This is a genomic window from Kitasatospora sp. NPDC101108, assembly GCF_055584725.1.
The window spans coordinates 120,055-143,525 of record NZ_JBVJLM010000016.1 but is presented as its reverse complement, the minus strand read 5'-3'; the positions used below and the strand labels follow the sequence as shown (position 1 = coordinate 143,525).

At 72.9% G+C, this 23,471-nt stretch carries 23 protein-coding genes and 1 tRNA gene; 13 read left to right on the top strand and 11 right to left on the bottom strand.

Going from position 1 to position 23,471, the window contains the following annotated elements:
- The first annotated feature begins 115 nt into the window (after window positions 1–115).
- The 3 genes from ACZ6Z8_RS28910 to ACZ6Z8_RS28900 all read left to right on the top strand — a co-directional run bounded on the left by ACZ6Z8_RS28910 (window position 116) and on the right by ACZ6Z8_RS28900 (window position 3,446).
- Window positions 116–874 (top strand): phosphoglyceromutase, encoded by a 759-nt coding sequence (locus ACZ6Z8_RS28910; protein ID WP_396244075.1) that lies wholly within the window; start codon window positions 116–118, stop codon window positions 872–874.
- Between the two features lie 159 nt (window positions 875–1,033).
- Window positions 1,034–1,843, top strand: coding sequence for a protein phosphatase 2C domain-containing protein (locus ACZ6Z8_RS28905; protein ID WP_465612954.1), 810 nt, complete (start codon window positions 1,034–1,036; stop codon window positions 1,841–1,843).
- Between the two features lie 1,006 nt (window positions 1,844–2,849).
- The gene (locus tag ACZ6Z8_RS28900) at window positions 2,850–3,446 is read left to right on the top strand and encodes a lytic polysaccharide monooxygenase (RefSeq protein ID WP_465612953.1); all 597 of its coding nucleotides are present in this window, start codon (window positions 2,850–2,852) and stop codon (window positions 3,444–3,446) included.
- Window positions 3,447–3,533: 87 nt separating this feature from the next.
- Here ACZ6Z8_RS28900 and ACZ6Z8_RS28895 read toward each other — a convergent pair whose 3' ends face one another.
- Window positions 3,534–3,713 (bottom strand): hypothetical protein, encoded by a 180-nt coding sequence (locus tag ACZ6Z8_RS28895; RefSeq protein ID WP_402824070.1) that lies wholly within the window; start codon window positions 3,711–3,713, stop codon window positions 3,534–3,536.
- Window positions 3,714–3,943: 230 nt separating this feature from the next.
- Window positions 3,944–4,630, bottom strand: coding sequence for a phosphate signaling complex protein PhoU (gene phoU, locus ACZ6Z8_RS28890; RefSeq protein ID WP_465612952.1), 687 nt, complete (start codon window positions 4,628–4,630; stop codon window positions 3,944–3,946).
- 306 nt (window positions 4,631–4,936) lie between these two features.
- Between phoU and ACZ6Z8_RS28885 the strand changes: the two genes are divergently transcribed.
- Together ACZ6Z8_RS28885 and ACZ6Z8_RS28880 are read left to right on the top strand one after the other, a co-directional pair.
- Complete coding sequence (locus tag ACZ6Z8_RS28885) at window positions 4,937–6,415, top strand: sensor histidine kinase (protein WP_465612951.1); 1,479 nt, start codon at window positions 4,937–4,939, stop codon at window positions 6,413–6,415.
- 2 nt (window positions 6,416–6,417) lie between these two features.
- A complete protein-coding gene (locus ACZ6Z8_RS28880) occupies window positions 6,418–7,113 on the top strand; it encodes a response regulator transcription factor (protein ID WP_033347005.1) in 696 nt (231 codons plus the stop codon).
- 78 nt (window positions 7,114–7,191) lie between these two features.
- Here ACZ6Z8_RS28880 and ACZ6Z8_RS28875 read toward each other — a convergent pair whose 3' ends face one another.
- Window positions 7,192–7,914, bottom strand: coding sequence for a DUF461 domain-containing protein (locus tag ACZ6Z8_RS28875; RefSeq protein ID WP_465612950.1), 723 nt, complete (start codon window positions 7,912–7,914; stop codon window positions 7,192–7,194).
- 427 nt (window positions 7,915–8,341) lie between these two features.
- On the opposite strand from ACZ6Z8_RS28875, the gene ACZ6Z8_RS28870 reads away from it, so the two are divergent.
- The 7 genes from ACZ6Z8_RS28870 to ACZ6Z8_RS28840 all read left to right on the top strand — a co-directional run bounded on the left by ACZ6Z8_RS28870 (window position 8,342) and on the right by ACZ6Z8_RS28840 (window position 15,360).
- Window positions 8,342–8,824 (top strand): CarD family transcriptional regulator, encoded by a 483-nt coding sequence (locus ACZ6Z8_RS28870; protein ID WP_030244332.1) that lies wholly within the window; start codon window positions 8,342–8,344, stop codon window positions 8,822–8,824.
- A 261-nt stretch (window positions 8,825–9,085) separates the two neighbouring features.
- Window positions 9,086–9,841, top strand: coding sequence for a 2-C-methyl-D-erythritol 4-phosphate cytidylyltransferase (gene ispD / locus ACZ6Z8_RS28865; protein ID WP_465612968.1), 756 nt, complete (start codon window positions 9,086–9,088; stop codon window positions 9,839–9,841).
- Window positions 9,831–10,322, top strand: a complete 492-nt coding sequence (gene ispF / locus ACZ6Z8_RS28860) for a 2-C-methyl-D-erythritol 2,4-cyclodiphosphate synthase (RefSeq protein ID WP_465612949.1) — start codon at window positions 9,831–9,833, stop codon at window positions 10,320–10,322. Before ispD ends, ispF begins: the two co-directional genes overlap by 11 nt.
- Before the next feature lie 152 nt (window positions 10,323–10,474).
- Window positions 10,475–10,870 (top strand): PPOX class F420-dependent oxidoreductase, encoded by a 396-nt coding sequence (locus ACZ6Z8_RS28855; RefSeq protein WP_033347009.1) that lies wholly within the window; start codon window positions 10,475–10,477, stop codon window positions 10,868–10,870.
- A gap of 115 nt (window positions 10,871–10,985) precedes the next feature.
- A complete protein-coding gene (gene cysS, locus ACZ6Z8_RS28850) occupies window positions 10,986–12,380 on the top strand; it encodes a cysteine--tRNA ligase (protein ID WP_465612948.1) in 1,395 nt (464 codons plus the stop codon).
- 136 nt (window positions 12,381–12,516) lie between these two features.
- Entirely contained in the window at window positions 12,517–13,509 is a 993-nt protein-coding gene (gene rlmB, locus ACZ6Z8_RS28845; protein WP_465612947.1) for a 23S rRNA (guanosine(2251)-2'-O)-methyltransferase RlmB, read from the top strand.
- A 258-nt stretch (window positions 13,510–13,767) separates the two neighbouring features.
- Window positions 13,768–15,360: a DoxX family membrane protein gene (locus tag ACZ6Z8_RS28840; RefSeq protein WP_465612946.1), complete on the top strand. Its 1,593-nt coding sequence runs from the start codon at window positions 13,768–13,770 to the stop codon at window positions 15,358–15,360.
- A 166-nt stretch (window positions 15,361–15,526) separates the two neighbouring features.
- Here the strand turns inward: ACZ6Z8_RS28840 and ACZ6Z8_RS28835 are convergent, their stop codons facing one another.
- From ACZ6Z8_RS28835 to ACZ6Z8_RS28825, 3 genes are all read right to left on the bottom strand, one after another.
- Entirely contained in the window at window positions 15,527–16,315 is a 789-nt protein-coding gene (locus ACZ6Z8_RS28835) for a nucleotidyltransferase family protein (protein ID WP_465612945.1), read from the bottom strand.
- Window positions 16,316–16,511: 196 nt separating this feature from the next.
- Window positions 16,512–16,955 carry a hypothetical protein gene (locus ACZ6Z8_RS28830; protein WP_465612944.1) on the bottom strand — a complete coding sequence of 148 codons (444 nt, stop codon included), beginning with the start codon at window positions 16,953–16,955 and terminating at the stop codon, window positions 16,512–16,514.
- Window positions 16,956–17,117: 162 nt separating this feature from the next.
- Window positions 17,118–18,215, bottom strand: coding sequence for an ABC transporter ATP-binding protein (locus ACZ6Z8_RS28825; protein WP_465612943.1), 1,098 nt, complete (start codon window positions 18,213–18,215; stop codon window positions 17,118–17,120).
- A 316-nt stretch (window positions 18,216–18,531) separates the two neighbouring features.
- Between ACZ6Z8_RS28825 and ACZ6Z8_RS28820 the strand changes: the two genes are divergently transcribed.
- Window positions 18,532–18,605 (top strand) — tRNA-Thr (locus ACZ6Z8_RS28820).
- 65 nt (window positions 18,606–18,670) lie between these two features.
- Here ACZ6Z8_RS28820 and ACZ6Z8_RS28815 read toward each other — a convergent pair.
- From ACZ6Z8_RS28815 to ACZ6Z8_RS28795, 5 genes are all read right to left on the bottom strand, one after another.
- Window positions 18,671–19,966, bottom strand: coding sequence for a sensor histidine kinase (locus ACZ6Z8_RS28815; RefSeq protein WP_465612942.1), 1,296 nt, complete (start codon window positions 19,964–19,966; stop codon window positions 18,671–18,673).
- Window positions 19,963–20,760: a response regulator gene (locus ACZ6Z8_RS28810; RefSeq protein WP_465612941.1), complete on the bottom strand. Its 798-nt coding sequence runs from the start codon at window positions 20,758–20,760 to the stop codon at window positions 19,963–19,965. Before ACZ6Z8_RS28810 ends, ACZ6Z8_RS28815 begins: the two co-directional genes overlap by 4 nt.
- Window positions 20,757–21,617, bottom strand: coding sequence for a hypothetical protein (locus tag ACZ6Z8_RS28805; RefSeq protein ID WP_465612940.1), 861 nt, complete (start codon window positions 21,615–21,617; stop codon window positions 20,757–20,759). The genes ACZ6Z8_RS28810 and ACZ6Z8_RS28805 overlap by 4 nt, the downstream gene beginning before the upstream one ends.
- A gap of 227 nt (window positions 21,618–21,844) precedes the next feature.
- Window positions 21,845–22,642, bottom strand: a complete 798-nt coding sequence (locus tag ACZ6Z8_RS28800) for a class F sortase (protein ID WP_465612939.1) — start codon at window positions 22,640–22,642, stop codon at window positions 21,845–21,847.
- Window positions 22,635–23,057 (bottom strand): hypothetical protein, encoded by a 423-nt coding sequence (locus ACZ6Z8_RS28795; protein ID WP_465612938.1) that lies wholly within the window; start codon window positions 23,055–23,057, stop codon window positions 22,635–22,637. Before ACZ6Z8_RS28795 ends, ACZ6Z8_RS28800 begins: the two co-directional genes overlap by 8 nt.
- Between the last annotated feature and the right edge of the window lie 414 nt (window positions 23,058–23,471).

The following is a 23,471-nucleotide window of genomic DNA, read 5'->3' as shown; positions in this document are numbered from 1 at the left end:
CGCGGGCAGGCCCGGTCAGCCGACGTGGGTAAGAGGCAGATAGCCGCCGCACAGGTTACCCAGCCGCCCAAGGTCCCCACCAGGGGTTTTCCGGCCCTCCACTAAGCTGGGGGCCATGGCTGACACGACGTACCGACTCATCCTGCTCCGCCACGGCGAGAGCCAGTGGAACCAGAAGAACCTGTTCACCGGTTGGGTCGACGTCGACCTCAACGAGAAGGGCGAGAAGGAGGCCGCCCGCGGTGGCGAGCTCCTGGCCGCTGAGGGCCTGTTCCCCGACGTGGTGCACACCTCGCTGCTGCGCCGCGCCATCCGCACCTCGCAGATCGCCCTGGACAAGGCCGACCGCCACTGGATCCCGGTCAGCCGCAGCTGGCGCCTGAACGAGCGGCACTACGGCGCGCTGCAGGGCAAGGACAAGGCTCAGACCCTGGCCGAGTTCGGCGAGGAGCAGTTCCAGCTGTGGCGCCGCTCCTACGACACCCCGCCGCCGGTGCTGGCCGACGACGCCGAGTACTCGCAGGCCGGTGACGCCCGCTACGCGGAGATCCCGAGCGAGCTGCGCCCGCGCACCGAGTGCCTGAAGGACGTCGTCGAGCGGATGCTCCCGTACTGGTACGACGCCATCGTCCCGGACCTCGCCGCCGGCAAGACCGTCCTGGTCACCGCCCACGGCAACAGCCTGCGCGCGCTGGTCAAGCACCTCGACGGCATCTCCGACGCGGACATCGCCGGCCTGAACATCCCGACCGGCATCCCGCTCGTCTACGAGCTCGACGCCGACTTCAAGCCGGTCGCCAAGGGCGGCCGCTACCTCGACGCGGACGCCGCCGCCGCGGCCATCGAGGCGGTCAAGAACCAGGGCAAGAAGTAACCCACTTGCCGAAACGGCCCCTCACCTGCGCGTTTGCGCTGGTGAGGGGCCGTCGTCATTCCCGGGCCGCCTGTGGGCCGTCAGCCTTGGTGATCTTGGGGGTTGAAGGCCCCGTCGATCGCCTTCCTGGCCCGATCTCTACCGACAGAGGGCTGACAGATGCGCGTCTCCATCGCCACCGCTCCTGGCGGCGCGAACCCGAACGAAGACTGGGTGGCGGCCACGCCCACGCTCGCCGTGGTCCTGGACGGCCTGAGCACGGCCGGACTCGACACCGGCTGTCGGCACGGTGTCCCTTGGTATGTCGCCCAGTTGGGCGGCCACCTGGTGGCCGCGCTGGCAGAGCCCAGCCGGCCACTGGCTGACGGGCTGGCCCAGGCTCTCGACCAGGTCGCCGCACTCCACCCCGGGTGCGATCTCGGCAACCCCGGCACGCCATCGGCGACGGTCTCGATCCTGCGGGCCGGAGCCGGCCAGTTCGACTACCTGGTTCTCGCCGACTCGCCGATCGTCTTCGAGCGGGCTGACGACTACCAGGTGGTCACCGACCTGCGGGTGGACACCGTGGTGCCCGAACTCCGCGCCGAGACGGAACGGTTCGCCACCGGGACGCCCGAGCACGCAGCGGCCGTCCGCCGAATGGTCGAGGCCCAGCGGCTCACCCGGAACACCGTGGACGGCTACTGGGTGGCCGCCTCCAGCGGCGAAGCGGCACATCACACGCTGACTGGCGCGGTGCCGCTGGCCGACGTCCGGGCGGCGGCTGTCCTGTCCGATGGCGTCTCGCGACTCGTCACCGAGTACCGTGCCGCGTCGTGGGCGGATGCATTTACAACGCTCCGGGAGGCTGGCGCTGACGGGCTGATCTCGGCGGTTCGGAAGGTCGAGGCCACGGACCCGGATGGGCTTCGGTGGCCGCGATTCAAGTCCGGTGACGATGCCGCCGTGGCGTTTTGTCGACTTCCGTGAGGCGGTCGGCGAGGCCTATTGGAATGAAGCGCGAGCAGAATTCTTTTATGTGATCTGCGTCACTGGCATATGGTTATAAATCGGGCATTTCAATCGGATTGAGTGCGTTTTATGTGGTATCCTTTTTCATGTCGCGACGGGATGCTCCCGGCATATGGTAGAGGGTCATAGTCCCAGGTCAAGGGCTGTCCGGCGATGCGAGGTGCCGCCGACTGGATGTCCGTAAAGTGCGACGTCTTTAGCCGGTTGGGGGGCCTTGTTGGACCCGATGGATGGTTTGCGTTGTCGGGGTGGTGACTGGCCATCATGGTGGCTCAAGCAAAAAGCCCGCGCACGCCGCTCAGGGGGTCCAAGCCAAGAGCGACGCGTGCGGGCTGCTGACGCCGTGGAGGCATCCCTATGAGTTTGACCCCTGCCCCGCATCCCCTGTCAACTGTCGATGGGCTTCCGTGGGCTGTCGCCATCATCGTGGTCGTCATCGTTCTCGCGGTGCCGGCCGGGTATCTACATCAGGCGCTCGTCGACAGCGCTGCGCTCGCTGCGTTGCTTCTGGGTAGCAAGCGCGCCTCCCGGGTGGCGCGCCGCTAGCTTCTGGGCCGTCTGTGGGCCGTCCGGCGTCGATCAAGGGCGGCCAACGATGACAACTGGCGACGGCTCAACCCCAGGTCAGAGCTCGTTGATCAGGGCTGAAAAATCGACAGGCCAGACCCAGGGCAAGAAGTAACCCCCCCGAGGTCTCAGGGCCCCGCACCCCGGTTCGCCGGGGGCGGGGCCTTCGACGTTCAACCGCCATGTGGCGGGGAGGAGTTGAGGTCTGGCGGGCGAGCCCTGGCGGCGTTCAAAATGGTTCAGACCATTGACGGCTGACTGCGCCGGCTCCTACCGTGAGGGCACCGGGCCGGCGCAGGCATGCCAAGGGATCTCCCCATGCCCCGGGCCGCCGCACCCCCACGCGCGCGCGTCTGCGCCCCGGCGCACTCTCCATCCACCCCCACGGAGGAGCACCATGCGCACACGTCATCTGGTCGGGGCGGCCGTCGCCGCGCTCGCGATCCCGCTCACCCTGGCCGTCCCGGCCCAGTCCCACGGCTACATCACCACGCCGCCCAGCCGGGCCGCGCTCTGCGACGCGGACGCGAACGCCGTCCCGTGGGACTGCGGCGACATCCAGTGGGAGCCGCAGAGCGTCGAGGGCCCGAAGGGCTTCCCCTCCGGCGGGCCGTCCGACGGCACCATCTGCGCCGGCGGTAACTCCCGCTTCGCCGAGCTGGACGACCCGCACGGCGGAGCCTGGCCGACCACACCGGTGACGGCTGGTCAGCAGCTCACCTTCACCTGGAGGTTCACCGCGAGGCACGCGACCACCGACTTCAGGTACTACCTGACCAAGCCGGGCTACGACGCCTCCCAGCCGATCACCCGGGCCAACCTCGACGTGAGGCCCTTCCTGGTCGTCCCGTACGGCGGGGCGCAGGTGCCCGGCACGCTCAGCCACACCGCGACCGTCCCCGGCGGGCGAACCGGGCACCAGGTGGTCGTCGCGGTCTGGACGATCGCCGACACCGGGAACGCCTTCTACTCCTGCACCGACGTGCAGTTCTGATCCGCCGACTGCAGCGCCGCACGGGCGGCCCGGGGCGCACAGCCGTGCGCCCCGGGCCGCCCGGTGGTTCGGTGGCGGTGGACTTCCTCAGTGACCGCCGCAGCAGCCGCCGTCCATGCCGCCGCACTGGCAGGGTGCGCCGGACTGGCAGCCGCAGCCGCAGCCCGGGCCGCAGCCGCAGCCGGCCGCGAGGACGGGCAACAGCTTCGGGGCGGGCGGCTCGACGGTGTCGTGGGCGGTTGCCGGTCGGGTCGGGTTGGCCTTCATCGAGCTCTTCCCTCCTAGTGACGGGCACACCGCGGTGCCCCGCCCTTGAGTGAAGCCGCCGTTCGGCGAGAGCGTCAACGGGCGCGCAGTGGTGGAACGTACGGAGAACCGTGCGTCCGCACCACCCTCGCCACAGGTTTACTCACCCCGGGGAGGAGCGACGGTCACTCCACCCCGGCCGTCACCCACCCCGCCGTCACACCACTCCGGCCGTCACTCCGCCCCGGCCGTCACTCCGCCGCGGAGGCCGCCGCCTCGGCGGCGGCCACGAACTCGGCCACGTGCTCGCCCGTCACCAGGTACACCACGCGCTTGGCGACCGACACGGCGTGGTCCGCGAAGCGCTCGTAGTAGCGGCCGACCAGGGTGATGTCGACGGCGGTCTCGATGCCGTGGTGCCACCGCTCGTCGATCAGGTGCGACAGCAGCTCGCGGTGCAGGGCGTCGATCCGGTCGTCGTCCTGCTCCATCTCCAGGGCCTTGTCGACGTCCTTGGTGGCGATCACCAGGCCCGCCTTGGCCACCAGGCGCTGGGCGAGCTGGCCCATCTCCAGGACGGTGGACTGCAGGTCGGCGGGCACGGCCGACTCGGGGTAGCGCATCCGCGCCACCTTGGCGACGTGCCGGGCGAGGTCGCCGCAGCGCTCCAGGTCGGCGCTCATCCGCAGCGAGGTGACCACGATCCGCAGGTCGGTGGCGACCGGCTGCTGACGGGCGAGCAGGTCGATGGCCCGGTTCTCCAGCTCGTGGTGGAGGTCGTTGATCTTCTCGTCGGCGGCGATCACGCCCTCCGCCAGCGCCAGGTCCGCGTCGAGGAGAGCGGTGGTGGCCCGGCCCAGGGCGGAGCCGACCAGCCGGGCCATCTCGATCAGGCTGTCACCGATCGCATCGAGTTCCTCGTGGTACGCGTCGCGCATGTTCTCTCCTCAGTAGCTGTGTCGGTGGCGGTGCCGACCGGTCAGCCCGTCCGACCGTCGTTCCGGTGTCCGGGCGACCGCTGCTGGTGGCGCGAATGGTACGCGCACACCCGAGACCTTGGCCGCTGTTCGGCGCGCCGGTCTCTCCCACACGGGCTGCATGGCCAACTCTGTGCCGTCCTGGCGACGGTGCACGGCCGCCGGGGTGAATCAGCAGCCACGTGGAGGTGAATTCTCGGCAACGCGTGGTCGATGCCTTGATCCAGCCCTTGGGGAGTGGTGTGGCCGTGCGCTTACGCTGGCCACATGGACGTGAACGTGGCCGCTGCCGCTGCCTGCGCCATAGCCGGGCTCGGCGTCGGCCTCACCGCCTCCATCGCCTTCCGCTGGAGCGAGCGCGAGCAGGCCAGGGGCAGGCACACCGGCGGCAAGCAGTACGGCCGGTACCAGACGCTGGGCACCGGCACCCCGGAGCCCCCGCTGCCGCCGGGCGTGGACACCGTACTCTCCGTGCTCCGCTCCTGCGCGATCGTGCTGGGCGAGGGTGACGAGGTGGTCAAGGCCAGCTCTGCGGCGTACGCGATGGGCCTGGTGCGCGGCGGTGCCGTCGCCGTGGACCAGATGCTCGCCCTGGCCCGCGCCACCCGCCGGGACGGCGAGATCCGGCAGGTGGAACTGGAGGTGCCCCGCCCCGGCGCGGCCCGCGCGGCCGAGCCGCTCGCGGTCTCCGTCCGGGTCGCCCCGCTGGGCTCCCGGCTGGTGCTGGTGCTGGTCGAGGACCAGACCGAGCGCCGCCGGGTGGAGGCCGTCCGCCGGGACTTCGTGGCCAACGTCAGCCACGAGCTCAAGACCCCGGTCGGCGCCCTGTCGCTGCTCTCCGAGGCGGTCGCCGACGCGGCCGACGACCCGGAGGCGGTGCAGCGCTTCGCCGGCCGGATGCAGGTCGAGGCGACCCGCCTGGCCAGCCTGGTGCAGGAGATCATCGACCTCTCCCGGGTCCAGGACGACCGGCTGATGGTCGACCCGGAGCCGGTCGCGGTGGACGAGCTGATCGCCGAGGCGATCGACCGCTGCCGCCAGCAGGCCGCCGCCAAGCAGATCCTGATCGCGGCCGGTGGCATCGCCGGGCTCTACCTGCACGGCAACCGCGGCCAGCTCGCCGCCGCGCTCGGCAACCTGGTGGAGAACGCCGTCAACTACAGCCCGCCCCGCACCCGGGTGGCCATCGCCACCCGCCGGATCTCCAGCGCCGCGGCCCTCGGCGAGGCGGACGGCGAGCTGATCGAGATCTCGGTCACCGACCAGGGCATCGGCATCTCCGAGAAGGACCGCGAGCGGGTCTTCGAACGCTTCTACCGGGTCGACCCGGCCCGCTCCCGGCAGACCGGCGGCACCGGCCTCGGCCTGTCCATCGTCAAGCACGTCGCCGCCTCGCACGGCGGCACCGTCTCGGTGTGGAGCGTCGAGGGGCAGGGCTCGACCTTCACCGTCCGCCTGCCCGCCGGCCAGGCGCCCGCCGACGAGGAGAGCGACGCGGTCGACCTCGGCGGCGACGACGGCTCCGACGACTTCGACGACTTCGACCACTTCGGCGGGGGCGCCCCCGCCGACAACCGGACCCGCGACCGCGAACCCCGCGACGAGCCCGGCGCCGACCCCGCCGGGCCCGCCGCGGCACCCCGAACCCTCACCACGGACCGCACCGACCGTACGGCCCGTTCGCTCCCCGCCGGGGAGCGGCAAGTACCCCTGACAAAGACAACCCAGCTTGCCCCGGAGGCCTGATCGTGACCCGAGTACTGGTGGTCGAGGACGAGGAGTCGTTCAGCGACGCCCTCTCGTACATGCTCCGCAAGGAGGGTTTCGAGGTGGCCGTCGCCGCGACCGGCCCCGACGCCCTGGAGCAGTTCGAACGCAACGGCGCCGACCTCGTCCTGCTCGACCTGATGCTGCCGGGCCTGCCGGGCACCGAGGTCTGCCGTCAGCTCCGGGTGCGCTCCAACGTCCCGGTGATCATGGTGACCGCCAAGGACAGCGAGATCGACAAGGTCGTCGGGCTGGAGATAGGCGCTGACGACTACGTCACCAAGCCGTACTCCACCCGCGAGCTGGTCGCCCGGATCCGCGCGGTGCTGCGCCGCCGCGGCGAGGACGGCGGCGCGGGCGAGAACGGCGGCGGCCCGGGCGCCCTGGAGGCGGGCCCGGTCCGGATGGACGTGGACCGGCACGTGGTGACGGTGGACGGTGCCAAGGTCGAGCTGCCGCTCAAGGAGTTCGACCTGCTGGAGATGCTGCTGCGCAACGCGGGCCGGGTGCTTACCCGCATGCAGCTGATCGACCGGGTCTGGGGCGCGGACTACGTCGGCGACACCAAGACCCTGGACGTCCACGTGAAGCGCCTGCGGGCGAAGATCGAGCCCGACCCGGGCGCGCCGCGCTACCTGGTCACCGTCCGCGGCCTGGGCTACAAGTTCGAGCCGTAGACCGCGGTCCCGAGCAGAACACGCGGAGGCCCCCGCCGACAGCAGCCGGCGGGGGCCTCCGCGTTGCCGTGACCCGCGTCAGTGGGCGGCCGGGATGGTCGCGGTGGCACCGGCGACCGGGGCACCCGGGACGGTGGCGCCCGCGGACGGGGTGGCCGGGGCCGACGGGGTGACCGGGGCGCCCGAGGCGGTGGCGCCGGCGGACGGGGTGGCCGGGGCGGTGGCGCCGGCGGACGGGGTGGCGGCCTTGGTGGGCGCGGCGGCCGGGGTCAGGGTCGGGGTCGGGCTCGGGGTCGGGCCGAAGCCCTTGTAGAGGCCCGAGTCCGGGCTCACCGCGGCCTGGGCGTCGACCTTCTGGCCGTCCTTGAAGGCGAAGGTGGTGGTGGCGAAGCCGCCGACGTGGACGGAGACCGAGCTGACCGAGGCGGAGGGGTTGCCCTGTCCGCCGAGGATCACGGAGCCGCCGGCCGGCACGACGATGCTGGACAGCGGGGCGCCCGCGGCGTCCGCGAAGGTGGCGGCGGCGTTGCCGACGGTGATCGACTGGAGCTCCGCCGGGGTGCCGGCCGTGTTCGAGATGTTCACGACCACGTTGGCGGTGCCCGTGTAGTCACCCGAGGTGCCGACCCCGGTGACGAGCACGATGTTGTTCAGTCGAAGGTTCGTCCCCAGGGTCGCCGCGGCGTTGTCCGGCTTGATCTGCAGGGTGTCCGGCGTGGTGCTGGCCGCGCAGGAGGACAGCGAGGCGATGGCGATGGCGGCGATGGCGGCGATGCTGCCGCGTCGAAGGCTGCGGCTCACGGCGGCGGCTACTCCTAGGTCACGTGTCGACAGGTCAGGTCTCAGATTATCGACCTCACTTATGCGCTCCTCACGGGGTGGTCCCCCGTGTCGCACTCCCGGGGCTCCGCGGGGGCCGTCCGGCCGTACTGCTGGCATGAACCGGTCACCCGAGGACAAGCTTCGACCAAGATCGAATAACGATCGGGTCACGGCCGGAAAAGCGGTGAAAGCTCAAGATCCAATCATGGTTGCCGGGGTGTTGCGCAAGGGTTTCGGCAGACCTCGGAACCGCCTCCGACCTGCGGGAAGCCCCTCTCGAACATCGGTCGCAGCACGTCATGGGGGTGGTTGTCAAGCCCCGAGACCGGCCCTGACCTGCGAAAACGCCCTTCGGGTGCGCCGCAAGGCGTGTTATTCTGGAAAGCCACGGAAGGGGTCCTGTCACATGACGTTCAAGGTTGGCGACACGGTGGTCTACCCCCATCACGGGGCCGCGCTGATCGAGGCCATCGAAATTCGCCAGATCAAAGGTGTGGACAAGACCTACCTGGTGCTCAAGGTGCAGCAGGGAGACCTGACGCTCCGCGTGCCCGCCGAGAACGCGGAGTTCGTCGGCGTGCGCGATGTGGTCGGCCAGGAGGGTCTGGACCGGGTCTTCGAGGTGCTCCGGGCACCGTACACCGAAGAGCCGACCAACTGGTCCCGTCGCTACAAGGCGAACCTGGAGAAGCTCGCCTCGGGCGACGTCATCAAGGTCGCCGAGGTCGTGCGCGACCTCTGGCGTCGCGAGCGCGAGCGCGGCCTCTCGGCCGGCGAGAAGCGGATGCTCGCGAAGGCGCGCCAGATCCTCGTCAGCGAACTCGCGCTGGCGGAGAACACCAACGAGGACAAGGCGGAGACGCTGCTCGACGAGGTCCTCGCCTCGTAGTGCAGTCGGGCTGCCGCCCATCGCCCACAGCGCCCGGTGCCGGCGCGCCGCTCCCAGGACTGATCGTCCAGGAGTGGTGCAGTGGCACTCCGGGCGCTGAGGCGTGTCCGGACGACGCCCCCCCCGCCCGAGCCGGTCCAGGCCTGCAAGACCGTTTCTGCGCAAACGTGCGGCGGGCAGTGGACCAGTGGTTCTTCGGAAGGGGCCCCCGCGCCCGCCGGGCACGCCAAGGCCATACCCACTTCGCCGAAGGAGTGAAACCTGAACGCCTCAGGAGCAGTCGCAGCAGCAGTCGTGCCCGCCGCCGGACGCGGTGAGCGCCTGGGGCCGGGCGCCCCCAAGGCCCTGCGGGAACTGGGTGGCGTGCCGCTCCTGGTGCACGCCGTACGCGCCCTCGCCCGCAGCCGGGCGGTCGGCCTGGTCGTGGTCGCCGCGCCCGCCGACGGGGTGGCCGAGGTGGTCGCCCTGCTGGACAGCCACGGGCTGGACGGCAAGGACATCCGGGTGGTGGCCGGCGGCGCGACCCGCCAGGAGTCGGTGCGGCTGGGCCTGGCCGCGATCCCCGAGGAGGTCGGGATCGTCCTGGTGCACGACGCGGCCCGTCCGCTCGTCCCGGTCGAGGTGGTGGACGCCGTCGCGGCCGCCGTCCGGGCCGGTGCCGCGGCGGTGGTGCCGGCGGTGCCGCTGGCCGACACCGTGAAGCGGGTCGAGCCCAACCCGGGCCACCCCGAGCCGGTCGTCGACACGCCCGAGCGGGCCACCCTGCGCGCGGTGCAGACCCCGCAGGGCTTCGACCGGGCCACCCTGGTCGAGGTGCACGCCAAGGCGCTGGCCGAGGAGGCCGCCGGCGGCGCCGACGCCCCGCCCGTCACCGACGACGCCGGACTGGTCGAGCGCTACGGCGGCACCGTCGTCGTGGTGCCCGGCCACGAGGAGGCGTTCAAGGTCACCCGTCCGCTGGACCTCGTGCTCGCCGAGGCCGTACTCGCCCGCCGGAGGGCCGCCGATGCCTACTGAGCCCCTGATCCCCCGGGTGGGGATCGGCACCGATGTGCACGCCTTCGCGGTCGGCCGCCCGCTGTGGGTGGCCGGACTGGAGTGGCCGGACTCCGAGTTCGGGCTCGCCGGGCACTCGGACGCCGACGTCGCCGCCCACGCCTCCTGCGACGCCCTGTTCTCGGCCGCCGGCATCGGCGACCTGGGCGCCCACTTCGGCACCGACCGCCCGGAGTGGGCCGGTGCCTCCGGGGTGAAGCTGCTCGGCGAGGCGGCCCGGCTGGTGCGCGAGGCGGGCTTCGAGATCGGCAACATCGCGGTCCAGGTGATCGGCGTCCGGCCGAAGATCGGCAAGCGGCGGGCCGAGGCGCAGGCCGCGCTGTCCGAGGCGGCCGGGGCGCCGGTCTCGGTCTCCGGCACCACCACCGACGGCCTGGGACTGACCGGTCGGGCCGAGGGGCTGGCCGCGATCGCCACCGCGCTGGTGTACGAACGGCGTTGAGCCGTCCGCCGGTCGGCCGACCGGAAATACCCCGTTGCCGACGGGTGTTCACCGGATGTCGCAGGGGTCCGGATCGGTAGGGTTTCGATCCGGGCCCGTGCGGAGCTCGCCCTCGGGTCCGTACCGTCGCCGACCAGAAGAGGAAGTATCCGATGAGTGCTCAACTCTCCGACCGCGCCAAGGCGTTGATCGACGGCAAGAGCTTCGCAGTGGTCTCCACGATCCAGCCCGACGGCAGCCCCCAGTCCTCGGTGGTCTGGGTCAAGCGGGACGGCGACGACATCCTGTTCTCCACCGTCCAGGGCCGCCGCAAGCACCTCAACCTGGTGAAGGACCCGCGCGTCTCGATCCTGATCAACCCGGCGGAGAGCCCGTACGAGTACCTGGAGGCGCGCGGCTCGGTGACGATGACCACCGAGGGCGGCCGGGAGCTGATCAACGAGCTGGCCGCCAAGTACCGCGGCGAGGACGAGTACACCTGGGACGGCCCGGAGGACGTCCGGGTGGTCGTCCGGCTCTCGCCGCGCAAGGTGGTCGGCAGCATCTGACCGGCGCGGAGGCCGCCGTTTCCCCGGGATCGCACCCCGCCGAATCCCGGGGAACGCCCTGTCGTTCCCCGGTAATGTCGCGGGGCACCCCCCGCTGCCCACTACGCTTGACGCTGTGAGCATTCGTCTGTACGACACCAGCACCCGCCAGGTACGCGACTTCGTCCCGCTTGTACCGGGTTGTGTCTCGATCTACCTGTGCGGCGCTACCGTTCAGTCGGCGCCACACATCGGGCACATCCGGTCCGGCCTCAACTTCGACATCATGCAGCGGTGGTTCGCCTACCGCGGCTACCAGGTGACCTTCGTCCGCAACGTCACCGACATCGACGACAAGATCATCGCCAAGGAGCGCGAGCTCGGGACCCCGTGGTGGCAGATCGGGTACGAGAACGAGCGTGCCTTCAACGACGGTTACGGCGCGCTCGGCTGCCTGCCGCCGACCGTCGAGCCGCGGGCCACCGGGCACGTGCCCGAGATGATCGAGATGATGCAGGGGCTCATCGAGAGGGGCCACGCCTACGCGGTCGACGGCAACGTCTACTTCGACGTGAAGTCGTACCCCGACTACCTCGCGCTCTCCAACCAGAAGCTGGACGACCTGCGCCAGCCCGAGGGCGAGGGCGAGACCGGCAAGCGCGACCAGCGCGACTTCGCGATGTGGAAGTCCGCCAAGCCGGGCGAGCCGAGCTGGGAGACCCCGTGGGGCCGGGGCCGTCCGGGCTGGCACCTGGAGTGCTCGGCGATGGCCCACAAGTACCTGGGCCCGGCCTTCGACATCCACGGCGGCGGGCTGGACCTGATCTTCCCGCACCACGAGAACGAGATCGCCCAGTCCAAGGCCTACGGCGACGACTTCGCGGCCTTCTGGGTGCACAACGCCTGGGTCACCCTGGCCGGCGAGAAGATGAGCAAGTCGCTCGGCAACTCGGTGCTGGTCTCCGCGATGGTCCAGCGCTGGCGGCCGATCGTGCTCCGCTACTACCTGGGCGCCGCGCACTACCGCTCGATGATCGAGTACAGCGAGGAGGCGCTGCGCGAGGCCGAGGCCGGGTTCGGCCGGATCGAGGGCTTCGTCCAGCGGGCCGTCGAGCGCTGCGGGACGGTCGACGCGGCACCCGAGGTGCCGCCCGCCTTCGCCGAGGCGATGGACGACGACTTCGGCGTCCCGCAGGCGCTGGCCGTCGTGCACACCGCCGTCCGCCAGGGCAACAGCGCCCTGAACGCGGACGACAAGGAGAGCGTGGTGGCGCGACTGGCCGAGGTCCGTGCGATGCTCGGTGTACTGGGCCTCGACCCGCTCGACCCGCAGTGGACCGGGGCGGAGCGCGGTGAGGACCTCCACGGTGTGGTCGATTCGCTGGTCCGCCTGGTCCTGGACCAGCGGCAGGCGGCGCGCCAGCGCAAGGACTTCGCCACCGCGGACGCCATCCGCGACCAGCTCGGCCTGGCCGGGCTGGTGATCGAGGACACCCCGTCCGGCCCGCGCTGGACGATCAACAGCCAGTAACCCCATCTGACGACCGGGGTGATGGGTGGGCCGTACCGGACCGGTGCGGCCCTCCCGCATGACGTAGCGCATGCCGTCGGCCGCCGCCGCACCGAGCGGGACGGCCGGGCATGCCGGACAGACAGGAAGTACAGCCATGGCCGGCAACAGCCAGCGCAGGAACCGCCGCAACCCCGGATCGAAGAAGGGCGCGTCTGTCGGTACCGGCGGGCACAGCCGGAGGGCGCTGGAGGGCAAGGGCCCGACTCCGCCCGGTGAGGCGCGCAAGGGCCACCCCAAGCAGCGGGCCGCCAACGCCGCGCTCAAGCGCGAGCGGGACGCCAAGGCCCGGGCCGGCATGCGCCGGGCCGGCGCCGGCGGCCGCGGCGGCCGCGGTGGCGCGGGCAGCGCCGAGCTGGTCTTCGGCCGCAACTCGGTGGTCGAGGCGCTGCAGGGCGACGTCCCGGCCAACGCGCTGTACGTCCAGCAGTTCATCGACACCGACGACCGCGTCCGCGACGCCTTCCAGGCCGCCAACGAGCGCGGCATCCCGCTGATGGAGGCCCCGCGCCCGCAGCTGGACCAGATGACCGGCGGGATGAACCACCAGGGCCTGGTGCTGCAGGTCCCGCCGTACGAGTACGCCCACCCCGAGGACCTGCTGGCCGAGGCCGCCGACGCCGGCCAGGACGCGCTGATCATCGCGCTGGACGGGGTCACCGACTCGCGCAACCTGGGCGCCGTGGTCCGCTCCGCCGCCGCCTTCGGCGCGCACGGCGTGGTCATCCCCGAGCGCCGCGCGGCCGGCATGACCGCCGGTGCCTGGAAGACCTCCTCCGGCGCCGCGGCCCGGCTGCCCGTCGCCCGCGCCACCAACATGACCCGCGCCCTGGAGGCCTACCAGAAGGCCGGCCTGATGGTGGTCGGCCTGGCCGCCGACGGCGAGGCCGAGCTGGGTGACCTGGAGCTGCTGACCGGCCCCGTGGTGATCGTCGCGGGCAGCGAGGGCAAGGGCCTGTCCCGGCTGGTCTCGGAGACCTGCGACATGCGGGTGCGGATCCCGATGAGCGGCCTGACCGAGTCGCTGAACGCCGGTGTCGCGGCGGGCATCGTGCTGTACGAGGCCGCGCGGCTGCGCGCCAAGCGCTGAGCACGGCGGGCGCCCCGCCCGCAGGGGATCTTCCGAATTCCCCGTGATCCGAGTGGAAAGCGATCGGGCCCGACCGGGTCCGATCGCTTTTCTCATGATCACTTCAAGTATGCGCCGGACATCCACCCGGGAGAGTGTCCTAAGCGGCCGTCACCCGGTTAGACGGGCGTGGACGTGGACACCAGAACACCTCGGCGCCCCCTGTTCGGCGGCGGCAGCACCGGGATAGACGCGGGCCCAGGGCTCGACACCGTCAAGGTGCCGTCGGACCCCGCGCGCCTCAGCAGCACCCAGGCGAGCTTCCGGCTCCGGCTCGGCGCCCCGGTCGCGCCGCTGATCGAGCCCCCGGTCGGACTCCTGTCCACCGGCGCAGCCTTCGGCGACCCCTACGCCAACCAGGGCCTGATCCGCCGTCCGCTGGTCACCCCGCAGGTCGTCGTACCCGCCTCCGCCGTCCCGGCGATGGCCGGGGCGGCCGCCGGGGCCGCCGGCGGCGCACCGCGCCGCAAGGGCCGGGTCACCGCCGTCACCTGGACCGGCCAGGCGGCCCCCGGGGACCTCGCGGCCACCCGGCTGCTGGAGGCGGTGCGGACCAACGGCTCCCCGGCGGGCACCGACCTGGACGAGGCCGACACCCAGGTGCTCCCGGCCTACGCCGGCGCCCGGACCGTCCCCCGCCAGCCGCGCGAGGGCAGCGGCACCGCCACCGACGCGGGCACCGGCCCGGTCGGCGAGCCGCACGGCTGGACCCCCAGCGGCGAACTGCCCGAGGTCTCCGCCACCGACTCCGAGGGCAGGCAGCCCTGGTACCCCGGCCGCCGGGTCGACCTCGGCCTGGTGCTGCTGCCGCTGCGCGCCGTACTGGGCTCGCTCTCCGTCTACGCCGGGTTCAGCAAGCTCTGCGACCCGGTGTACTTCGACGGCGGCGAGCGCGGCTCGATGATGCGCTGGCTCTCCTCGCTGCACCCGTGGAAGGTCGCCGAGCCGCTGCTCGCCTTCGCGATGGCGCACCCCGTCGGCTCCGGCCTGGTGGTGTCGTTCACCGAGATCGTGGTCGGCGTGCTCACCGTCCTCGGCCTCTGGCAGCGGCTCGCGGCCGGAGCGGCCATGCTGCTCTCCGCCGCGCTGCTGTTCACCGTCAGCTGGCGGTCCGTGCCGGTCTACGACACCCCCGACCTGATCTTCCTCGCGGCCTGGAGCCCGCTGCTGATCGCCGGGGCGCCCTTCGCCTCGCTCGACGGGCGGCTCAACCTGGAGGCCTGGCGGCGGATCGGCTCCGGCGCGCCGGGCGCCCTGCGCCGCCGGGTCCTGCGGCGGGGCGCGGTGGTCACCACCGTCGTGGTCGGCCTGACCCTGCTGCTCGGCTCGATGCTGGGCGCGGCCGTCCGCACCAGCGCCCGGCCGCACCAGACGCCGGGCCGGCCGGCCACCGACTACGGCACCCCGGTCTGGCCGTCGGGCAGCCCGTCCGGCGCCCCGGGCGGACAGGGCACGTCCACCCCGCCCCCGCCCGCCGCGCCGCGCCCGGCCACCCCGACGCCGAGCGCCACCACGCCCTCCAGCGCCCCCGCCAAGCCGGCCGGGGCCGCGCCGAGCGGCAAGCACTCCGGCAAGGCCGAGACCGGCGGCTCCTCGCCGGCGGCCTCCGCCCCGTCCGCCGGGTCCGGCTCCGCGCCGGCCCAGCGGACCCCGGTCCCCGGCGGCTCGGGCACGGCGCCCAAGCCCAGCCCGAGCAGCGGCTCCGGGCTGCTCGGCGGGGTGCTGGGCAGCGGACCGGTGCTGGGCAGCGGGCCGCTGGCCGACCTGTCCGGTGGGCAGTCCTCCCGTCCGGGGACGCCGACGGCCACCTGAGGCCGCCGGACGCGCTACGGCCGGGTGCTCCGTGGGGGAGCACCCGGCCGTAGCGCTTTTGCCCGTGCTTCTGCTTGCGCATAGTGCCTGCGGCTGCGGCTGGGCGCCTGGGCGCCTGGGCCTGGGTCTCGGTCTGTGCCCGCCTGGGCGGGTGCCCGCGCGTTCGTTACTGGGCGCTTTCGCGGTAGGCCGCGAGCTCCTTGGCCGCCTCGGTGAGATCCTTCGCCGTGTCGATGGCGCGCCAGTACACACCCAGTGCCAGCTGGTAGCCGGCGAGCCGCTTGCCGCGGGCGAGCTGGGGGAAGGTGGTCCGCTCGTGGTCGCCCACGTCCGGCAGCAACTCGGCGAACTCCGGGCTGAACACGTACAGGCCGGCGTTGATCAGGAAGGGCGAGGGCGGGGACTCGATGAAGTCCAGCACGTTGCCGAACTGGTCGGTCTCCACGGCGCCCCACGGGATGCGCGGCCGGGCCAGCGCGAGCGTCGCGACGGCGTCCCGCTCGTGGTGGAAGGCGGCCATGTCGCGCAGGCTGAAGCGGGTCCAGATGTCGCCGTTGGTCGCGTACCAGGGCTCGTCCGGGCGCGGCAGCGCCTTCGCCGCGAACTTCAGGCCGCCACCGCGCCCCAGCGGCTCGGCCTCGACCACCGTGCTGACCCGCAACGGCAGGTCCGCCCGGCCGAGCCACTCCTCCAGCACGTCGGCGAGGTGACCGCAGGACACCACGACGTCGGTGACGCCCTCGGCGGCCAGCCAGGCCAGCTGGTGGCCGAGGATCGGGGTGCCCGTCCCCGGGATCTCGACCAGCGACTTGGGGCGGTCGTCCGTGTAGGGGCGCAGCCGGGAGCCCTGGCCGCCGGCCAGGATCACGGCCTGGGTGACGGGCGTCGTGGTCGGCCGGGGCTGGTGGGGCGGGGAGGACGCGAGGTCGGCGGTGGGGCCGGAGTCAGCGGTCATGCCTGAACAATAGGACGCCCGGAGGGTGTTGACGCCGTCCGTCGTTCAGCGGCGGTCGGCTTTGCGGTCGACGGCTCCCGGACGACGGGTGCCGGTCGACAGCACCCGGTCGTCGGTCGTCGGTCGCCGGACGCCGGTCGTCAGTCGCCGGTCGTCGGACGCCGGTCGCCAGTCGCCAGTCGCCAGTCGGCGGTCGTCAGCCGGTGACGCCGGCCGCGAAGGAGCCGTCGCAGACCGGGCGGGCGAAGGACCGGGCCCGCTGCACGTCGCCCTGGTACTTGCGCACCGCGGCCTTGCCCAACTCGGTGGCCAGCGAGGTGCAGTACGGCGTCAGCGAGGGCTGCTCGCGCATGGAGCGCTCCAGCAGGTCCAGCGCGGCCGAGGGGTTCTTGGCGCGCAGCTCGTCCAGCAGCGCCACCCGCAGCGACTCCTGCGGGGCGAGCCCGTCCGTCCTGGTGGTGGCGGTGGCGGAGCGCCCGATCCCGGCGCCGTCGCCGCTGGACGCCGCCACGACCTGCTGGTCGAGCCCGGTCGGTGGGGCCCACGGGACGCGGGTCACGGCGAGGGTGCCGGTGGTCACCAGGACGACCGGCAGGGTCAGGGCGACGGTCTGGCCGATACGGCGCACAAGCTGCTTCACCCTCAGGAGAGTAGCGGTGGGTACGGGCCGGATCGCCCTCGGTTACACCATCGAGTGACAGGTGTCCGGGTTCGTCCCTGCACGGTGTTGACGCGGGGGTGTACGGACGGAGCCCGCCGGACCGGAAGGTCCGACGGGCTCCGTAGCCGGGGGTCAGCCGCCTCAGTCGCAGACGCTCAGGCGCACGCCGCTGCTGGCGGCGAAGACGTGGGTCTCCTGGGCGATCGGCACCACGTGGATGGTCTCGCCGCGGGTCGGGATCTGGCGGCCGGGCACCCGGACGACCAAGTCCTTGTCCACGCCGCCGAGCTGGGTGGTGCCGTAGACGAAGCCGTCCGAGCCGAGCTCCTCGACCACGTTCACCGTCACGGCGACGCCCTCGATGCCGCCGGCGTCGACGATCTGGAAGTGCTCCGGGCGGATGCCGACGATCACCGTCTTGTCGGTGCCGGCGCCGGCCAGGTTCTCGCGCGAGATGTTGACGACGGAGCCGCCGAACTTCACCCCGCCGTCCACCAGCGGCACCTCGACCAGGTTCATGGCCGGCGAGCCGATGAAGCCGGCCACGAACAGGTTGGCGGGCTTGTCGTACATGTTGCGCGGGGTGTCGACCTGCTGCAGCAGACCGTCCTTGAGCACCGCGACCCGGTCGCCCATGGTGAGCGCCTCGGTCTGGTCGTGGGTGACGTAGACGGTGGTGATGCCCAGGCGGCGCTGCAGGCCGGCGATCTGGGTGCGCGTCGAGACGCGGAGCTTGGCGTCCAGGTTCGACAGCGGCTCGTCCATCAGGAAGACCTGCGGCTGGCGGACGATCGCGCGGCCCATCGCGACACGCTGGCGCTGACCGCCGGAGAGCGCCTTCGGCTTGCGGTCCAGGAAGTCGGTGAGGTCGAGGATCTTCGCCGCCTCCTCGACCTTGGTGCGGATGTCCGCCTTGTTCACGCCGGCGATCTTGAGCGCGAAGCCCATGTTCTCGGCGACGGTCATGTGCGGGTAGAGCGCGTAGTTCTGGAACACCATGGCGATGTCCCGGTCCTTCGGCGGCAGGTGGGTGACGTCCCGGTCGCCGATCCGGATCGCGCCGCTGTTGACGTCCTCCAGGCCGGCCAGCATGCGCAGGCTGGTCGACTTGCCGCAGCCCGACGGGCCGACCAGCACGAGGAACTCGCCGTCCGCGATCTCCAGGTCCAGCGCGTCCACCGAGGGCTTGGTCGCCCCCGGGTAGATGCGGGTCGCCTGGTCGTACGTGACAGAAGCCATGGTCGTTCTCTCCTTCACCGGCAGGAACGTGCCGGACGATCCGAGTAAAGGGGGATTGTTCGTCTCCGTCGGCCCGTCAGTGGTCTGAACCACTACCAGAACCGACTCCCGGCGACGCTACCCGCGCTCCCGTCGCTTGTCAGCCCCCCTCCACCCGATTTCGGCATCGGTTCCATCACGCCCACCCCCCACACCGACCCCCGCCCACCCACGCAGCGTCCGCCCCCCGCCAACCCCCGGATATCCCCCCACCTCGCCACCCCGGCCCGGTAGACTGCCCCCGGTGCCGCCGTGATCCTTCGCGGACGGCCACCGTGCCTCCTTAGCTCAGCTGGCCAGAGCACCGCTCTTGTAAAGCGGGGGTCGTCGGTTCGAACCCGACAGGGGGCTCAGCGGCGGAAGGGCCGGCCCGATGGTGATCGGGCCGGCCCTTCGGCGTTGGTGGGGGCGGGGTGTCAGTCCGGGGGGAGGGTGAGGGTGGCGAGGGCGCCGCCGGCGGGGTGGTTGGCGAAGGTGAGGGTGGCGCCGATGACGCGGGTGTGGCCGGTGGCGATGGTGAGGCCGAGGCCGTGGCCGCGGCCGCGTTCCGGGGCGTTGGTGCGGAAGCGCTGGGGGCCGTGGTCGAGGAGGTCGTCCGGGTAGCCGGGGCCGTGGTCGCGGACGGTGATGCGGCGGCCGTCGACGTGGAGTTCGACCGGGCCGGCTCCGTGGCGGTGGGCGTTGAGCAGCAGGTTGCCGAGGATGCGGTCGAGGCGGCGCAGGTCGGTGCGGACCTCCTGGTCGGAGGTGATCCCGATCTCGACGTCGAGGCCGGTGAGGGTGACGGTGCGGCGCACCGCGCGTTCCAGGGGGACGGCGGAGAGGTCGGGGGACTCGACGTCCGCGTCCAGGCGGGAGACCTCCAGGAGGTCCTCGACGAGCGCGCGCAGGGCCTGGACCCGGTTCTGCACCAGCTGGGTGGGGCGGCCGGGCGGCAGCAGTTCGGCGGCGGTGACCAGGCCGGTGAGCGGGGTGCGCAGTTCGTGGGCGACGTCGGCGGTGAAGCGCTGTTCGTCCGCCAGGCGGCGGTGCAGGGTGCGGGACATCAGGTCGACGGCGGCGGCGAGGTCGGCGACCTCGTCCTTCCCGTCGACGAGTTCGCCGATCCGGGTGTCGGTGCCGCCGGCCGCGATGCCCCGGGCGGCGGTGGCCGCGGTGCGCAGGCGGCGGCTGATCCGGTCGGCGACGAGCACGCCGGCGAGCACGGTGGTGAAGACCGCGGCGATGACGGTGAGCAGGATGATCCGGTCCAGGTCGGCGATGGCCCGGCGGTCCTGGGCGAAGTCCACCCGGACGGAGAGCACGCCGCCCTGGACCGGGGCCGCCGCCCACATGGACTCGCCCTGCCGGTCGGTCGCGAGCAGCGAGCCCTGTCGTCCGGCGGCGGCGAGGTCGTGCAGTCGGGTGGGGAGGGCCGGGTCGTCGAGGGCGCCGACGGGGTTGGGGAGGTTGCGCCCGTAGTCGGTGAGTGCGGAGTCGAGGGCGGTGAGCGCCGAGGCGCGTGCCTGGTCGACGTGCTGACGGATCATCGCCTGGTGGACCAGCAGGCCGACGGCCACCGCGACCAGGACGGAGATGGCGGCGACGGCGGTGGCGATCTGGCGGCGCAGCGTCATCCGGCGCAGGGCCGGTCGGTGCAGCGTCAGTCGGGGGCCGGGGAGTCGGGGGCCGGGGAGTCGGGGGCCGGGGAGTCGGGGGAGGCGCACGGTCATGCGGGGCGCCGCAGCTTGTAGCCGAAGCCGCGGACGGTCTCGATCCGGCCGGAGCCGATCTTGGCGCGCAGCCGTTGCACATGGACGTCGACCACCCGGGTGTCGGCGCCCCACTCGTAGTCCCAGACGCGCTCCAACAGCGTGGAGCGTTCCAGCACGATGCCGGGTGCGGCGGTGAACTCCAGCAGCAGCCGCAGCTCGGTGGGGGTGAGTGGGACGAGGCGGCCGTCGACCCGCACCTCCATGCTGTCGGTGTCCACCTGCAGACCGTCGAAGTTGCGGACGGCGGGGGAGGGGGAGGGCGCGGCGAGGGGTGCCGGGGCGTCGGAGGAAGGGGAGAGAGCGGAAGGGGAGGAGGGAGTGGAAGGAGAGGCAGCGGGAGGAGCCGGGGGGACGGCCGCCGGCGCCACCCGGATGCGGCGCAGCACGGTACGGATCCGGGCGACCAGGACGGCGCTCTCGAAGGGCTTGACCACGTAGTCGTCCGCGCCCGCCTCCAGGCCGGACACCACGTCCACCGGGTCGGTGCGGGCCGACATCATCAGGATCGGCAGCTGGCTCTCCTCCCGGATCCGGCGGCACAGACCGACCCCGTCGAGCAGCGGCAGCATGACGTCCAGCAGGAGCAGGTCGGGGCGGACGGCGTGGAAGGCCTCCAGCCCCTCCAGGCCGTCGGCGGCGGTGGTGACCGGGAAGCCGTAGCGCTCCAGGGCCATCCGGGTGGCCTCCCGGATCACTTCGTCGTCCTCGACGAGCAGGATGTGTGGCTGGGCGGGGGCGGTTGCGCTGGTCATCGCTTCGCTTCCGGGACGACGGCGGTGGCGGACGGCTGGGCGGGCTGGGGCTGGGGCTGGGGTCGGCCGGGGCGTGCGGACGGGACGGCCGCCCATCCGCCCGGCTTCGCCTCGGCGGAGGGACGCATCGGAACGGGCACCGCGCCGCTGGGACCGGTGCCGGTCGCCGGGTCGGCGCCCGCCTCGGTGGGCTGGAGCAGGCCGATGCCGTCCACCCGCTTCTCGACCAGGGCGAGCCTGGTCCCGTCCCACCGGTAGTGGCTGGTGGTGCGGGTGGTGACGGTGGTGGGCTCGTACAGCCACAGGTCGGAGTCGAGTGTCTCGGCGCCGAAATCGGGCTTGATCTGCACCCGCAGGATCGGCAGCACGCGGTCGCCGGAGAGGGTGTAGACGTGCAGCACGACCTGTCCGGGGGTGGTGACGGCCGTGATCAGCTCGGGCTGTCCGTCGCCGGTGAGGTCGCGGAACTCGGGGGCCCGCACCTCGCAGTCGGTGCAGGAGCCGAGCGCGCGGCGCTCCTCCGCGGTCACTGCCGGGTCCTTGGCGAGGAGGGCGTGGACGTCGACCGCGGTGAGGTCGTGCCCGGGGACGGTCAGGTCGGGTACGGGCTGCGGCGGTGCCTGGGTGGTGGACCCGGTCGCGGACGTGGCGGGCGGCGGGGCGGTGGCCAGGCCGGGCCAGAGCGGCTTGGCCGACGGCGGCCGGGTGACGGCCGCGCGCGGGCCGTCGTCCCGCAGACCGCCGGGGGCGGGACGGCCGAACGCCAGGACGCCGAGGACGGTCAGCACTGCCAGGGCGGCGAGGGCGGCCGCGGGTACGGCGCCGGGGCGGCGGCGGAGCGGGGTCGGTGGTGCCACGGTCGGTGCTCGTCCTCCTGGTTCGCGGTGCGCGCGGTGCGGTGCCGGTTCGTCGTCCCTGTGCCCGTTCTGCTGTCGCAACTGTGGTAGCCCGTGCGTCCCGGTGGCTGTTCCGGTGGCTGTTCCTGCGGCCTGCGCTTGTCCCAGTGGTTGTTCCTGCGGTTGTTCCGGTGGGTAGGTCGCCCGGACGCCGCCCGGCGGTTCCCCCGCCGGGGCGACGGCCCAGGTCAGGCCGGGTCCGCCAGCACGATGATGTTGTCCGTCCAGTGGCCGTCCGAGCCGATCCGGCCGCCGCAGGTGATCAGCCGCAGCGTGGGCCCGGGGGTGTCGCCGTACACCGTGTCGGTCGGGAAGCGGTCCTTGGCGGCCTGGAGGAGGCTGCGGACCTTGAAGTCAACGGTGCCGCCGTCCGAGCGCCGGATCCGGATCAGGTCCCCCGGGTGGAGTTCCGGCAGGTGCCGGAAGACCGCCGGGCCGTTCCTGGTGTCGAGGTGGCCGATCAGGACGGCGGGGCCGGCCTCGCCCGGGGTGGGGCCGTTGCGGTACCAGCCGACCTGGTCGGCGTGGTCGGCCGTGGGCACCTGGACGCTGCCGTCGGCGTTCAGGCCGAGGTCGGTCACCGGGGCGTCCACGCCGATGGAGGGGATCAGCAGCCGGGTGGGCGGCGAGGCGGCGAGCGTCCCGGCACCGGCGGTCGGTGCGCCTACGGGGGTGGTACGGCCGGACGCGGTCGGGGCGGGCGCGTCGGCCGCCGGGTCGTGGCCGGAGGTCTCGATCCGCACCACCGGGGCGTTCTGGCCGGACAGCGCGAGCGAGGTGCCGAGCACCACGCAGAGCAGGCCGGCGGCGCCGAAGACGCTCCGGCGCAGGATTCCGGGGCCGGGCCGGGCGGCACGCCGCCGCCCACGGCCGCCCCGCGCGGCGGTCCCCGCCGCCCGGGGCACCCCGGCGCCGCTTCCCCGCCCGGCCGGGTGCGGAGGAAGGGCGCCGGGGTGCCCGGCGGACTCGGGACGGCTGTCAGCCACGCGCACCGGAGCGGCGGCGCAGCACGGCGAAGCCCAGCGCACCGGCGCCGACGGCCGCGACGGCGCCGCCGCCCGCCAGCATCAGGCCGTTGCCGTCGGTCTCTCCCGAGCCGTCACCGGCCTGGGCGGCGCCCTTCGGCACCTCGCGGACCTGCGACTGGCCGCCGGCGGGGGCGGGCTGCGCCGCGGGCACGGCGGTGGCCGGGCTGACGGCCGTGGCGGAGGGACGGGCCGCGCCCGCGGCCCCGCCCGCCGGTGCCGGGTTGGCGGGGGCGTGGGCGGTGGGGGCCGCCTTCGGGGTTCCGTCGGCCCAGGCCTGTCCGCCGGTGACGACGGTCACCAGCGCGGCGCCGGTCAGCGCGCAGACCGCCAGCATCCGGCGGGCGGGCGAACGGTGGGTACGGCTCCTGCTCATACGGTGGTTCTCCTTCGAAGACGAAGACTCTGGTGAACGAACGCGTCAGTGGCGAGACCGCGGCTCTCGCGACGCCCCCGCGGCCCGTACGGCCGGCCGGTGGGGCCGGCCCGTTCGGCCGGTCGGTGCGTCGTCAGTGACGGTAGGAGGGCCGTGTCGCGGTGCCCGCCCGGCCGCGTCACGGTCGCCCATCGGCTGGGTAACGGTCGCCGGGCCGGTCGGAACGGAGCTGTGACGGAAGCCGCGCCCGAAGCCGCGACGGACGCGAAAGAAGCCGCGCCCGAAGCCGCGCCCGAAGCCGCGCCCGAAGCCGCGACGAAGCCGCGAAAGAAGCCGTGCCCGAAGCCGCGAAAGAAGCCGCGACGAAGCCGTGACGCCCGCCGGAACACCCTCGGTGACCCCGAACACATCCGG